The sequence below is a fragment of the Haloarcula rubripromontorii genome (assembly GCF_001280425.1).
GTDB lineage: Archaea > Halobacteriota > Halobacteria > Halobacteriales > Haloarculaceae > Haloarcula > Haloarcula rubripromontorii.
In genome coordinates this window covers 144,991-159,359 of sequence record NZ_LIUF01000005.1, presented here as the reverse complement: position 1 = coordinate 159,359, position 14,369 = coordinate 144,991, and the positions used below count along the sequence as shown (strand labels likewise).

At 59.7% G+C, this 14,369-nt stretch carries 12 protein-coding genes; 6 read left to right on the top strand and 6 right to left on the bottom strand.

Going from position 1 to position 14,369, the window contains the following annotated elements; genetic code table 11:
- Positions 1 to 36 precede the first annotated feature (36 nt).
- Positions 37 to 816 carry a diphthine synthase gene (gene dph5 / locus AMS69_RS15830; RefSeq protein WP_053969040.1) on the top strand — a complete coding sequence of 260 codons (780 nt, stop codon included), beginning with the start codon at positions 37 to 39 and terminating at the stop codon, positions 814 to 816.
- Positions 817 to 840: 24 nt separating this feature from the next.
- On the opposite strand, the gene artA is transcribed toward dph5, so the two are convergent.
- The 6 genes from artA to AMS69_RS15800 all read right to left on the bottom strand — a co-directional run bounded on the left by artA (position 841) and on the right by AMS69_RS15800 (position 10,977).
- Positions 841 to 1,842: an archaeosortase A gene (gene artA / locus AMS69_RS15825; protein ID WP_053969039.1), complete on the bottom strand. Its 1,002-nt coding sequence runs from the start codon at positions 1,840 to 1,842 to the stop codon at positions 841 to 843.
- Positions 1,843 to 1,989: 147 nt separating this feature from the next.
- Entirely contained in the window at positions 1,990 to 4,734 is a 2,745-nt protein-coding gene (locus tag AMS69_RS15820) for a DUF7282 domain-containing protein (protein WP_053969038.1), read from the bottom strand.
- Between the two features lie 567 nt (positions 4,735 to 5,301).
- Positions 5,302 to 8,073 carry a DUF7282 domain-containing protein gene (locus tag AMS69_RS15815; RefSeq protein WP_053969037.1) on the bottom strand — a complete coding sequence of 924 codons (2,772 nt, stop codon included), beginning with the start codon at positions 8,071 to 8,073 and terminating at the stop codon, positions 5,302 to 5,304.
- Positions 8,074 to 8,502: 429 nt separating this feature from the next.
- Positions 8,503 to 9,255: a VOC family protein gene (locus AMS69_RS15810; protein ID WP_053969036.1), complete on the bottom strand. Its 753-nt coding sequence runs from the start codon at positions 9,253 to 9,255 to the stop codon at positions 8,503 to 8,505.
- A 72-nt stretch (positions 9,256 to 9,327) separates the two neighbouring features.
- Complete coding sequence (locus tag AMS69_RS15805) at positions 9,328 to 9,768, bottom strand: TIGR04206 family protein (protein WP_053969035.1); 441 nt, start codon at positions 9,766 to 9,768, stop codon at positions 9,328 to 9,330.
- A 99-nt stretch (positions 9,769 to 9,867) separates the two neighbouring features.
- Positions 9,868 to 10,977: an OBG GTPase family GTP-binding protein gene (locus AMS69_RS15800; protein WP_053969034.1), complete on the bottom strand. Its 1,110-nt coding sequence runs from the start codon at positions 10,975 to 10,977 to the stop codon at positions 9,868 to 9,870.
- 157 nt (positions 10,978 to 11,134) lie between these two features.
- Between AMS69_RS15800 and AMS69_RS15795 the strand changes: the two genes are divergently transcribed.
- From AMS69_RS15795 to rpl12p, 5 genes are all read left to right on the top strand, one after another.
- Positions 11,135 to 11,335 (top strand): VNG_1110C family protein, encoded by a 201-nt coding sequence (locus AMS69_RS15795; protein ID WP_044951920.1) that lies wholly within the window; start codon positions 11,135 to 11,137, stop codon positions 11,333 to 11,335.
- 125 nt (positions 11,336 to 11,460) lie between these two features.
- Positions 11,461 to 11,949 carry a 50S ribosomal protein L11 gene (locus tag AMS69_RS15790; RefSeq protein WP_053969033.1) on the top strand — a complete coding sequence of 163 codons (489 nt, stop codon included), beginning with the start codon at positions 11,461 to 11,463 and terminating at the stop codon, positions 11,947 to 11,949.
- Between the two features lie 238 nt (positions 11,950 to 12,187).
- Positions 12,188 to 12,826, top strand: a complete 639-nt coding sequence (locus AMS69_RS15785; protein ID WP_053969032.1) for a 50S ribosomal protein L1 — start codon at positions 12,188 to 12,190, stop codon at positions 12,824 to 12,826.
- A 1-nt stretch (position 12,827) separates the two neighbouring features.
- Positions 12,828 to 13,877 (top strand): 50S ribosomal protein L10, encoded by a 1,050-nt coding sequence (locus AMS69_RS15780; protein WP_053969031.1) that lies wholly within the window; start codon positions 12,828 to 12,830, stop codon positions 13,875 to 13,877.
- Between the two features lie 17 nt (positions 13,878 to 13,894).
- Positions 13,895 to 14,242, top strand: coding sequence for a 50S ribosomal protein P1 (gene rpl12p / locus AMS69_RS15775; RefSeq protein ID WP_004591725.1), 348 nt, complete (start codon positions 13,895 to 13,897; stop codon positions 14,240 to 14,242).
- Positions 14,243 to 14,369 lie beyond the last annotated feature (127 nt).

Sequence of the window (14,369 nt, the reverse complement as noted above, 5' to 3'; positions counted from 1 at the left end):
CGCGCCCTTTATGTCCGGCGGCAACTCACTCCGGATATGCTCACTTTCGTCGGACTGGGCCTCTATGACGAGCGCTCGGTCACGGTCGCGGGCCGCGACGCCATCCGAGACGCCGACCGGGTGTTCGCCGAGTTCTACACGAGCCGGCTGATCGGCACTGGTCTCGAAACGCTGGCGGATGCGCTGGAGACGAGTATCGAACTCCGTGACCGCGCCGGTATCGAGCAGGACCCCGAGCCGATTCTCGAAGCCGCCGAGCGCGAACACGTCGTCTTCTGCACCGCCGGGGATACGATGGTCTCGACGACGCACACTGATCTCCGACTCCGTGCCGAGGACCGCGGTATCCAGACCCGAATCGTCCACGGAACGACCGCCCAGACTGCCGCCGGTTCGCTGACCGGCCTGCAGAACTACCGCTTCGGGAAGGCCACAACGCTCCCCTTCGAAGACGCCCACGGCGGTGACGGCGTTCCGGATAGCGTCGTTGCTACCATCGAGGCCAATCAGGACCGGGACCTGCATACGCTGGTCTACCTCGATATCAAGGTCGACGACCCCCACTGGGACGACAGCGACGACACGTACATGACCGCACGTCAGGCCGCCGCCATGCTGTCGGAGCCATTCCCGGACACGCTCGCGGTTGTCGTGGCCAGAGCCGGCAGTCCGGAGCCGCTGGTGGTCGCCGATACGCTCGACGAACTCGCTACACAGACGTTCGGCGACCCGCTACATTTGCTTGTCATTCCCGGGTCACTTCACCCGCTTGAAGCGGATGCGCTGGAGTCACTCGCTGGTGCAGCGCTAGAATAGCGAGTGGCGGTCCCGCGGCGCGATTCAGTCGTCACCAGGCGTTGCAGGACCCGACTCTGACTGACCATTTTCGAACGTCGTTCCGAGATCGTACTCGGTTCCAGTCACGAGAAACAGGAGGTCCTCGACGATAACCGTGAGTTCCGGTAGCTCCCGCATCAGTACCCACGTCAGCCCGACGAGGACGATGACGGAGCCGAACTGTGCCAGCATCCGGTCGACGATGTAGTAGGACACGAGCTGTGGGTCACTGAGCCCAAACAGCGTCATGACCGTTCCCGGCAAGAACTGCGCCTTCTGGAGGCCAAAGGCCAGAGCGATCCCGAGGTTTCGAATGAGATTCAAGACATAAATGATACCGACAGCCCCGACCAGCACGCGGAGCTTCCGCCGCCACGGTGCCGTGACTGCCAGTATGCCGCCAGCGAAGATGGAGATGCTGCCGATACCTGTACAGGCCAGAATGATAGTGTACGTTATCGGCCGCTCGTTCCTGTCGAACCAGAACGTGTTTTCGTAGGGGTACTGCTTCGACGCGATATCGATGCCGTTGTACGAAAGCCCATCGACCACCAGCGGGTCGTACCCGATGAGCGTCATCAGGAAGGCGACCTGATCAGTGACAATTTCGATGATTGTCTGGCGGAGCGGCCCGATGGTGAGGAAGGGTACGTAAATGACCCCCATGATACCGATGGCACGGGTCAATACCAGCAACGACTCCCGGCCGTTCCAGAGTAAATAGCCGGTGTACAGGGACAGTGGGACAGCGATGACGCTTCCCAGCCCCTCGACGACGCTCTTCTGTATCAGTATGAAATGCGGGGCCAAGACGAGCCAGTACGCCGCGAACAAAACCCAGCCAGCCGTGCCGACGGGGCGGGCCAGTCGCGTATCGTACTGGGCAACAGCCACGCTTCCCAGAAACGCCGCAAGAACGAGCCACATCAGCGGTTCCGAAACCGTGACCGGGTCAAACGACAGTCCAGCGATGTCGACGCCTGCCTGCAGGACTGTCTCACTCATTGCTCGTACGTTAGCCAAACCGGCGTATATGTTTTGTTGTTGCGCTACTGTGCGGTGGTGTCGTCAGACCGACTTATCGGTAGCGCTGCCGCTACCGGCGTAGCGTACGAAAGAAAGAACGGTGTTCAGAGACCAGAACTGCTCTGGTTAGTTGTCGCGTCGGACGGCGAGGAGCGCAGCAGCGACGAGCGCGATGAGCGCGATAGCTGCCGTGAAGCCGGGACCTTCCGCGGCGGTGGTCTCAGCTTCTTCCGTTCCGGAGTCCATGGTGGTGGCCTCCTCAGTCTGCTCCTCGGTTGCCGGCGGTTCCGTCTCGGTTTCCGTCGGCTCTTCCGTGGCCGTCGGCTCTTCCTCGGTGCCAACAGTCACGTTCGCACTGTCCGTCACGGCAGAGCCGTTGGCGGTGTACGGACCGTCAGCGCCCGGGAAGTCGTACGCTTCGTTGCCGTTGGTGTCGAGGTGCGGCATTGCGACCGCAGTGAAGTCCTCGTCCATCGGCTCGTCGAGCGTGATCGTGATGTCCTCGTGGCTGCCTGCCTCGAGGTACTCGGAGTTCCCGACGACGTCGCCGGATGCGTTACCGGCGTGGATTGCGATGAAGCCACCCTCGGACAGCTGCGCGCTGTCGACGACGACTTCGCTACCGTCGGATTCCTGGTCGCTGATGCTCACGGTGGCCGTGTCAGCTTCGACGATGCGGCCGTCTTCCTCATCGCTGAAGTCGGAACTACCGTCGACATCGAGCGTCTGGACGGTGAAGTTCGTGCCAGCGGAGTATTCGCTGAAGTCAGCCGTGGCAGTGTACGTGCCATCGGGTGCGACATCAGTTTCTGGGCGGAGGACGAACGGGTTCGCCTCGCTCTCGGACTCCATCTCAACTTCAAGTTCGGAGCCGGGGGCGACGTTCGTCGTGCCGGTCACTTCCTGCCCGGCGGCGGCCGAGACCGTGACAACACCGCTGTCGTCAAGGTTCAGCGTCGCGTCGCGCTCGGACGTGGTGTAGATCGCACTGTCGCTGTTGCGGTCGTCGGTCAGCGGCCCTTCTCGAACAGAGAAGGTAGCGTTGAGGCGCGTGTCCTCTTCACTGACGATCGTGTTGCCGTTTTCGAATGCAACGTCGCTCGTATCAACAGCGACGAAGTAGGTGTTGTTGTCCGGGTCGTCGACAACAGTCACGGCGCCACTGCTGTTCGAGAAGTCAATCGGCTGTTCTTCAGCGTTTGCGCCGACGTCGGTCCGGTTGACGTAGAGTCGGAGGCCGGAGTCCGTCGTATCACTGCTGTTGATGCGGTCCGGCGTGGTGTCGGTCGCAGTGATGAACGCTTCTGTTGCGTCAGACGCACTTCCGTCTTCTTCCTCGTATTCAAGTGCACCCTCGATACCGGAGGCCTGGATTTCGTGGACGACAACGTCCTCGGCTGCGAGGTCGTCGGACTCCGTGAGGTTCACGCCGATGCGGTCGTAGATGTCGACATCGTCATCGTCGATTTCTGCGTCGCTCGGGGCGGCCCACGTCTTGATGCTCTCAACGGAGTTCTCGTTGAGGCGAAGCGTCCCGACTGCGTCAGGGCTGGTGACGTCAGGGGACGTCCCTGCAGTCACGTTGATCGAGTAGGAGCCGGCTTCAAGTGCGTCGTCCGAGAGGTCTCCTCGGTTGAAGCTACCACCCTCTTCGACATCATCGAGGTCGTCGTCACCGGGGACACTGAGAACCGTGTTGTTGTTGTTAGTCCCGGCAGTGTAGCTGTTGAACTGGACAGTGACTTCGCCGTCACCGTCTTCGTCCGTCAGCTGGCCCTGGATGTAGTAGTTGTCGTCTTCCTGGCTACCAACGTTAATCACGGCGTCCTCAGTGTTGGACATCTGAACCGTGATGTTGGCGACATCGCCGAGTTCGTCCTGAACGGTTCCGGTTTCGAAGCTTGCCTCACCGTCGTCAGACTCGGAGACGTTGATCTGGTCAGATTCCGCGGAGACGCCGGTCTGGTTGTCCGTCACTTCGACGTAGTACGGACTGTCGTCGGCGCTCTGGTTGCCGAAGTCGAACACGACGTTGCTGTTACCCTGCAGGTTCTTGACAATCGTGTCGACCTTGTCGTCGTCTTCGTTGAACAGCGTTGCGTTGGCCGGCTCGCCACCACGGTTCGTGGAGACGTTGACAGCCAGCGTGTCTGTGTCGTCGATGTTGGCACCGTCGCCGACATCATCATCGATGTTCACTTCTAGACTGAGGTCGCTGATAGTGACGACTGCTTCCTCAGTATTGTCGACACTGATTGTGTAATCCTCGCCAGTGTCGAGGTCACTGGTGTCAACGGTGTACACTTCGCTGTTGTCAGTGTACGAGTCGGACAGAACGACGCTGTCTCCGTCGACCTCGATGGACGGGCCGTTGTTAGTGGCGTCTGCGTCGCTGTCATTAATAGCGATTACTTCACCGCGGAAGGCGTTGATGTCCGTGTCATTCGACCCGGACGTCGAGATCGTCTCTGACGTCACGTCGATATCCTGAGCAACGACGGTTCCGTCACCGCCACTAAGACCAGTGACCTTGACGGTCAGGTTCCGGTTCGGCTGAACGTCCTGAGCGAGACTAAACGCGAGACGCCCAGTCGTCCCGTCGTCAGTCCCATCGACGGAGGAGACGTTGTAATTGCCGGGGTTTTCGTTCCCGTCAATGTAGACATCGATGTTTCCTCTCGGGACTGCGCTGCCGGTCGATCCATTAAGTGCCAGTTCGACTGTGCCGCTATCGTATTCTGCTGCCTGCTCGACGCTGACGTTCGCGGCGGCGGCTGCGCCACCGGAGAACGCGATGGTCCCGGCGAATACCGAGAAAACCATCAGTGCCGTCAGGAACAGACTGCGGATTTTTTCGCTTGTATCTGTCATGTTTGTGTTTGCTATCGGGCGACCCCAGCAGTTTTCCACATGGTCGGAACGCGGCCACCGAGGCCCCGCATAGACCGAACCGGCGTACTCACTTCTGGCGTCATGGGTAGGGGTATCGGTACATTGCCCGAAGTGGGGTAAATGCTTTATGGATAAAGGTTGCATCCAAATTACATGTTCTGAAGAGTAATAATTATTTTTAAATGGTATCTACATTGATTATGGACATTAAACTGACCTTTTTGGGACCTACTCAGAGAAACATGCCGCCAGATTCGATCTGTGTCTGTTCCACCATCGGTTACGGACGGGGCCTCAAACAATCACCGGAGCTGACCTCACAGCGGCAGAAACCGGAGAGATATCTGGTAGGTGCTGTAGTGCTGCCGCGCTGTTCCAGTGCCCAACCGGCATCCAGTTGCGACCGATGATGAGCAGTTAGCCGTTCAGAAGCAGACGGAATATTGATCTGAGCGAACAACGGGTACTAGATCGTTTTGCAGCTTACTGGCGCTTTCACATGCGCACGAAAGAAAGAACGGTGTTCAGAGACCAGAACTGCTCTGGTTAGTTGTCGCGTCGGACGGCGAGGAGCGCAGCAGCGACGAGCGCGATGAGCGCGATAGCTGCCGTGAAGCCGGGACCTTCCGCGGCGGTGGTCTCGGTTTCAGTGTCCATCGGCGTGTCCTCAGGCGTGTCCTCCGGTGTGTCCTCAGGCGTGTCCTCCGGTGTGTCCTCAGGCGTGTCCTCCGGCGTGTCCTCCGGCGTGTCCTCAGGCTCCTCGGCGGAGACAGTCACGTTCGCACTGTCCGTCACGGCGGAGCCGTTCGAGGTGTACGGACCATCAGCGCCCGGGAAGTCGTACGCTTCGTTGCCGTTGGTGTCGAGGTGCGGCATTGCGATGGCCGTGAAGTTCTCGTCCATCGGCTCGTCGAGCGTGATCGTGATGTCATTGTAGGTACCGGCTTCGAGATATTCGGAGTTCCCGATAACGCTACCTTCGACATCGCCGTCAAGCAGCGAGCCGTCGTGGATGACGATGAATCCACCGCTGGACAGCTGCGCGCTGTCGACGACGACTTCGCTACCGTCGGATTCTTGGTCGCTGATGCTCACGGTGGCCGTGTCGGCTTCGACGATGCGGCCGTCTTCCTCGTCGCTGAAGTCAGAGTCACCGTCGACATCGAGCGTCTGGACGGTGAAGTTCGTGCCAGCGGAGTATTCGCTGAAGTCAGCTCTGGCAGTGTACGTGCCGTTCGGACCGACAGTTGCTTCTGGACGGAGGACGAATGGATTTGCCTCACTTTCAGACTCCATTTCGACTTCAAGCTCGGAGCCAGGAGCGACGTTCGTATCGCCGCTCACGGTCTGTCCGGCCGCGGCTCCAACAGTGACGAAGCCGTCCTCGTCGAGGTTCAGCTCCGCATTGCGTTCGGACGTTGTGTAGAGCGCGCTTTCAGACGTGCTATCGTCGCTCAGCGGCCCTTCCTGAACGGAGAAGGTGGCGTTGAGTGCCGTGTCCTCTTCGCTGGTGATCGTGTTACCGGACTCGAACTCGACATCACTGGTGTCGAGAGCAACGAAGTAGGTGTTGTTGTCCGGATCGTCGACAACAGTGACGCCATCACTGCTGTTCGTGAAGTTGACGGGATCTTCGTCCGCGTTCGCACCGACGTCTGTCCGGTTGACGTAGAGTCGGAGGCCGGACGCACTCGAGTCGTCATTGATACGGTCCGGCGTAGTGTCGGCAGCGGCGATGAACGCCTCAGTCACGTCTGAAGATCCGTTATCTTCCTGTTCGTATTCGAGGGCACCTTCGATACCGGATGCTTCGATTTCGTGGACGACGAGATCCTCAGCTGCGACATCATCGGACCGCGTGAGGTTCTCACCGATGCGATCGTAGATGTCGATATCCTCATCGTCGATATCCGCGTCACTCGGTGCAACCCAAGTCCGCATATTCTCGACTGAGTTCTCGTTAAGTCGGAGCGTTCCAACCGTATCAGGGCTAGTGACATCCGGGGACGTCCCTGCAGTCACGTTAATCGAGTAGGAACCGGCCTCGAGTACGTCCTCATCGAGGGTTGCTCTGCTTCCGGTAAAGCTACCACCCTCTTCGACATCATCGAGGTCGTCGTCACCGGGGACACTGAGAACCGTGTTGTTGTTGTTAGTCCCGGCAGTGTAGCTGTTGAACTGGACAGTGACTTCGCCGTCACCGTCTTCGTCCGTCAGCTGGCCCTGGATGTAGTAGTTGTCGTCTTCCTGGCTACCAACGTTAATCACGGCGTCCTCAGTGTTGGACATCTGGACCGTGATGTTGCTGACGTCGCCAATCTCATCCTGCACAGTTGAGGTTTCGAAGCTTGCGTCACCGTCGTCAGACTCGGAGACGTTGATCTGGTCAGATTCCGCGGAGACGCCGGTCTGGTTGTCCGTCACTTCGACGTAGTACGGACTGTCGTCGGCGCTCTGGTTGCCGAAGTCGAACACGACATTGCTGTTACCCTGCAGGTTCTTGACCTGCGTGGCAACCTTGTCGTCGTCTTCGTTGAACAGCGTTGCGTTGGCCGGCTCGCCACCACGGTTCGTGGAGACGTTGACAGCCAGCGTGTCTGTGTCGTCGATGTTGGCACCGTCGCCGACATCATCATCGATGTTCACTTCCAGACTGAGGTCGCTGACGGTGACGACCGCTTCCTCATTGTTGTTGACACTGATCGTGTAATCTTCGCCAGTGTCGAGGTCACTGGTGTCAACGGTGTACACTTCGCTGTTGTCAGTGTACGAGTCAGACAGAACGACACTGTCTGCGTCAACCTCGATGGATGGGCCGTTGTTAACGTTGTCTGCAGAGGTGTTTTCAACGGCAATCACTTCACCGCGGAAGGCGTTGATGTCCGTGTCATTCGTCCCGGACGCCGAGATCGTCTCGGATGTCACGTCGATATCCTGAGCAACGACGGTTCCGTCACCGCCACTAAGACCAGTGACCTTGACGGTCAGGTTCCGGTTCGGCTGAACGTCCTGAGCGAGACTGAACTCAAGACGCCCAGTCGTCCCGTCGTCAGTCCCATCGACGGAGGAGACGTTGTAATTGCCGGGGTTTTCGTTCCCGTCAATGTAGACATCGATGTTTCCTCTCGGGACTGCGCTGCCGGTCGATCCGTTAAGTGCCAGTTCGACTGTGCCGCTATCGTATTCTGCTGCCTGCTCGACGCTGACGTTCGCGGCGGCGGCTGCGCCACCGGAGAACGCGATGGTCCCGGCGAATACCGAGAAAACCATCAGCGCTGTCAGGAACAGGCTGCGAATCTTATCTGAATTTCCTGTCATAGTTTGTGTTTGCTATCGGGCGACCCCAGCAGTTTTCCACCTGGTCGGAACGCAATCACCGCGATCGCGTGTAGACCGAACCGGCGTACTCACTTCTGGCGCCATGGGTAGGGGTACAGTCTAAACGATAGGTGTATGCTGTAAATGTTTTGTGGTTGGGACATCTGGCTGTCATGACTGTTCAAGGATTGAACCGCCATCCGTGGCGATCAGATGTGGGAGAAGCAGCGTGGGTATCAAGCTATAACCCTGTCATTCGTACGTCTGACGGGCCGAGTGTACATCTTGGAGTTGGGTTCACTGGCCTGAGATACCAGACCCCCTCGAGTGCTAACTGCTTACTCAGGAACAATTCCGCAGAGGAACCGTCACCTGATACTACCGCGTGAGAACAGAGGAGGATTGAACGGTCACTTCCGGCTAGTACGGTCAGTTCGTTACAATTTCGATCTCACGGCTATCGGGGTCTTTGGTGAACGCGTAACGGTCGTCACAGCTCTCGGGGTCACGGTAGTCCTCGGCGTGGCGCCCCATTAGCGTCTCCCACGCGTCGTGGAGGTCATCAGTCTGGACCGCGAGATGCCCCCACGCGTCGCCGAGTTCGTAGGACCGGCCGTCGTAGTTGTAGGTGAGTTCGACCGACATCGCCTCGTCGGGGGCGTCCTCGGGCTTGAGGAAGTACAGCGCGAAGTCGTCGAACTCCTCACGACGGAACAGGTCGTAGTCGAGTTTTCGGGTGTACCAGCCGATAGCCTGTTCGGCATCTTCGACCCGGATCATCGTGTGGTCAAGCGACCACTTCGCGCCGTGGTCCCGTTCGACAATCTCAATCTCATGGCCGTCGGGGTCTGTGACGAAGGCATAGGAGCCGCCACAGGAGTCAGGGTCGCGGTAATCCTCGACGCCAGCATCCATCAGCTCGTCGTAGGCGTCGTACACATCATCACAGCGGACGGCGATATGTCCCCACGCGTCGCCCATCGTATACGAGCGCCCGTCATGGTTGTACGTGAGTTCGAGCAACGCACCCTCGTCGTGGACATCCTCCGGACCGAGGAAGACATTCGTGAACGTGTCGGCTTCCCAGCGGCTCTTCTCCTCGTAATCAAAATACGTCTGGTACCAGTCCAGCGAGGCGTCCAGATCCTCGACGCGCATCATCGTATGATCGAGTGACCACATACACGGCATGTGGTCCGAGCGAGCGAAAAGGCTACCGCCACAGGCGGTTCCGTCCGGATTCGATACCGCTGGTCACCGCGTCGCCGAATCGGTCCGAATTGCCGGCAGATAGTACCACCAGACCACGGCCAGTAGGACGAGCGAGCCCACCGGGACAGCCACGTAGTTGAGCCGCCTGTTGAATCCCAGAAACACGGGAAACTGGGTCAGGCCCGCACCTGCAAGAGCGAGAGCAGTGACCCGAACGTCCTCACGCCAGACGACACCGGCGGCAGCGCTGGCCAGGGCAAGGGCATACAGCAGGACGCCCGAACCCCACGACTCGATAAACTGCGGGAGTGCGTTGGTAAACCGAACGAAGTAGCTATAGACCGAGAGCAGCTCCGGCGGATTCGTGTTAAACAGGCCAAAAGAGAAGATAAGCGTCAGCTCTGCTCCGACTAGCACTACTGTCCAAGGGACGAGGCCAGCAACGACAACGGCCACAAGACGGCGTCGGGGACCGCGATCCATATCTGGTCGCAGGGCTCCACACCCATGAACGCATCTACTTCTTCACTCTTGCCTTTCCCAGATGTCGTGTGCACGCGCGAGCCGACGCGCGACAGTTTACTATCGGTTGGCGACGATTCGCAGGATATCTTCGTCCGCGAGTTCGTGGTCACGCCCGACCTGCTGTTCGTCGTGCTTGGCGCTCGGGCCGGTCACACGAGCAAAGCGGAACCGCTCGTCGAAGCTTCCGCCGAGTTTCTCACAGGCGTCATCGACGGTGTCTCCCTCACGGAGGATCAGCGGCTCCTCACGGTCGACGCCACGGCCCGGCTTGTCCATGTAGATCCGGATCAGGCCGAGTTCCTCCCAGATGCGCTCGGTGAGGCTGTCCAGCCCTTTCTCTTCCTCGGCGCTAATAAAGATCGCTTCGTCGGGGTCGATGTCCCGCTCCCGGAGTTCGTCTTCGACTTTTGGCAGGTAGTCTGGCTCGATGAGGTCGGCTTTGTTGACCGCGACGAGCGAGGGCAGGTAGACGCGGTTGTCCATCACACCGTCGACGAGCTGGTCGATGTCGATATCCTCGCCGATAGTCACGTCGGCGTTGACATAGCCGTGCTCACGCAGGACAGCCTTGACTGTCTCGTCGTCGAGTTCGACGCCGGAGGCAGTGTTGACCGAAATCCCGTCCTTACCTTTCTTTCGGACGTTGACCCACGGCGGGTCCTGATTGAGACGGATCTTGTTCTTGTACAACTCTTCGCTGAGGCGGTCGTACTGGTCGATCTCGAAGACGGAGATGAGGAAGACGATGAGATCCGCGGTCCGGACGACGGACAACACTTCTTTCCCACCACCGCGGCCGCCGGCAGCGCCCTCGATGAGACCGGGAACGTCGAGAATCTGTATGTTCGCTCCCTTGTGCTTGAGCATCCCCGGATACACGTCGAGCGTGGTGAACTCGTATGCGCCGGTCTCGGACTCGGCGTTGGTCAGTGCGTTCAGCAGCGTCGACTTCCCGACGCTGGGGAACCCGACGAGCGCGACAGTCGCGTCACCGTGTTTCTCGACGCCGTAGCCACCGCCGCCGCCCGAGGAGGCCTGCTGTTCGAGCTTCTCCTTTTTTTCGGCGAGCTTGGACTTCAGCCGACCGATATGGGCCTCTGTAGACTTATTGTAGGGAGTGCTGGCGATTTCGTCTTCGAGTTCCTGAATCTCCTCTTCGAGCCCCATTAAATGTATGTCGGCCCCTCACACCGAATAAGGCTTTCCTCCCTCGCCGACGCCACCCCAGTGGTACGCGTCGAGGGTCGTCCTGCCGTTCAGAATGGTCAAACGACCCTCATGTAATTCGACACACCTATAGGCTACCCTCCGTCATATGTCGATAATGGGAGCGGCGAGTCGGTTCCGCGACAGCACGCAGATACTGCTGCCAGTCGGTGCGCTCGACGGGATTCGCGAGGAGTTGGAACAGCAGTTCACTGTGAGTGTTCATCAAGACGGTGAGCAGATTCGGATAATCGGCTCGCCGGTCGAAATCAAAGACGCAAGTGATTTTCTCGCACGGCACGGCGTGACGTTCGCCTGAGCCGACAGGGATCCTATTTTTGTTGTGCTGGCCGCTCTGTCGATAGAGCGTTCGAGCGTGTGGCGGCCTCACGCAGCGATCCGTGAAACGCAATCCTTTAAACCGCCGCGAAGATTCCACTATGTATGGCTGGAACTATCGAAGTCCTCGTTCCCGGTGGGGAGGCCAACCCTGGCCCGCCACTCGGCCCGGAACTCGGCCCGACACCGGTGGACGTGCAGGCAGTCGTACAGGATATCAACGACCAGACGGCAGCATTCGACGGCACCGAAGTCCCCGTCACCGTCGAGTACGACGACGACGGCTCCTTCGAGATTGAAGTCGGTGTCCCGCCGACGGCCGAACTCATCAAGGATGAGGCCGGCTTCGAGACCGGCAGTGGCGAGCCTCAGGAAGACTTCGTCGCTGATCTCTCCGTCGACCAGGTCAAGCAGATCGCCGAGCAGAAGCAGACTGACCTGCTCTCCTACGACCTGAAGAACGCCGCAAAGGAAGTCGTCGGGACGTGCACCTCCCTCGGTGTCACCATCGAAGGCGAGAACCCACGCGAGTTCAAAGAGCGTATCGACGCAGGCGAGTACGACGACGTGTTCGCGGCCGAAGCACAGGCGTAAGTCCGACCGCTGTGCGACTGGCGTGTGTTTTCCCTTACTTTCAACGCTGGCGAGCCACTGCACAGCCGGCAGAACCGCCGTCAACAACTGGTCCCTGAGAACCGGAAACACGCCCGTCAGCGGCCCTTGGGCTGGTTCGACGGGTTTAAGTGTCGCATTGGCGTCTACCCGCACGAGACAGGCATCCGCCTGTTTCACTGACCCGTAGAAGCCGATTGGCGTACTACGGAGGTGAACAATGGCAGATCAGGAAATAGAGAACGCAGTCTCGCGCGCACTCGAGGACGCACCTGAGCGGAATTTCCGCGAAACGGTCGACCTCGCAGTGAACCTGCGCGACTTAGATCTTAACGACCCGTCGAACCGCGTCGACGAGTCCGTCGTGCTTCCTGCTGGCACCGGGCAGGAGACCACTATTGTGGTCTTCGCCGAGGGCGAAACCGCCCTTCGTGCCGAGGAAGTCGCAGACGACGTACTCGACGAGGACGAACTCGAGGAACTTGGTGGCGACGACGACGCCGCCAAAGACCTCGCCGATGACACTGACTTCTTCATTGCGGAGAAGGATCTGATGCAGGACATCGGTCGCTACCTCGGGACCGTCCTCGGTCCGCGCGGGAAGATGCCGGAACCGCTCGACCCCGACGACGACGTCGTCGAGGTCATCGAACGCATGAAAAACACCGTGCAGCTCCGCAGCGGGGAACGGCGAACGTTCCACACGCGGGTCGGCGCAGAGGACATGTCCGCCGAGGATATCGCGGACAACATTGACGTTATCCTCCGCCGTCTGCACGCGGACCTCGAGAAGGGCCCACTCAACATCGACACAGTCTACGTGAAGACGACGATGGGGCCTGCGATGGAGGTTGCCTGATATGAGCGCCGAATCCGAACGCAAGACCGAAACCATCCCTGAGTGGAAGCAGGAAGAGGTCGACGCCATCGTGGAGATGATCGAGTCCTACGAGAGCGTCGGCGTCGTCAACATCGCCGGGATTCCGTCCCGGCAACTGCAGGACATGCGACGTGACCTGCACGGGACCGCGGAACTTCGCGTCTCCCGGAACACGCTGCTTGAGCGTGCACTTGACGAGGTCGATGACGGACTCGAAGACCTCAACAGCTACATCACCGGGCAGGTCGGGCTTATCGGTACCGACGATAACCCGTTCTCGCTGTTTCAGGAACTCGAGGCCTCCAAGACGCCCGCACCCATTGGTGCCGGTGAGGTGGCCCCGAACGATATCGTGATTCCGGAAGGCGACACGGGCGTCGACCCCGGTCCGTTCGTCGGCGAACTCCAGAGCGTAGGTGCCGACGCACGCATTCAGGAAGGTTCCATTCAGGTTTTGTCCGACTCGACGGTGCTTGACACCGGCGAAGAGGTCTCTCAGGAACTCGCGAATGTGCTGAACGAACTCGGTATCGAACCGAAGGAGGTCGGTCTCGACCTCCGAGCCGTCTTCGCCGACGGCGTGCTGTTCGAGCCCGAGGAACTGGAACTCGATGTCGACGAGTATCGGAACGACATTCAGGCGGCTGCCGGCCGAGCATTCAACCTCTCGGTCAACGCCGACTATCCGACCGCGACGACGGCCTCGACGATGCTCCAGTCCGCTCGTGGCAACGCCAAGAGCCTCGCGCTCCAGGCGGCCATCGAGGACCCAGAGGTCGTGCCTGACCTCGTGAGCAAGGCTGACGCACAGGTCCGTGCGCTCGCCTCACAAATTGACGACGAAGAGGCACTCCCAGAGGAGCTTCAGGGCGTCGAGGCCGACGTGGCGACAGCAGAACCGACTGACGACCAAGACGAGGACACCGCATCCGAGGACGACGCGGACGCCGACGACGCGGCCGAAGAGGCCGACGACGAAGACGATGACGACGACGAGGACGCCGGCGACGCGCTCGGAGCGATGTTCTAACAACTCACACTACAACAATGGAATACGTATACGCTGCACTCATCCTGAACGAATCGGGCGAAGAAATCAACGAAGACAACCTCACTGACGTACTCGACGCCGCGGGCGTCGACGTCGAGGAGTCCCGCGTCAAGGCCCTCGTCGCCGCCCTCGAGGACGTCGACATCGAGGAGGCCGTCGACCAGGCCGCTGCGGCACCGGTGCCGGCAAGCGGCGGCGCGGCCGCACCCGCAGAGGGTGACGCCGACGAAGCCGACGAGGCCGACGAAGAAGCCGAAGAAGAGGCTGCCGACGACGGCGGCGACGACGATGACGACGAAGACGACGAGGCAAGCGGCGAGGGCCTCGGCGAACTCTTCGGCTAACTCGGTTCAATACAGCTCAGTTTTTCTTTGCGTACGCTCGATTGTGGAGAGCAACCGCTGCCGTTCGAGCCACTGAAGCCGTGCGGTTGCCTTACCTGTGGGATATCGGCCACGAATGAGCGGCCGC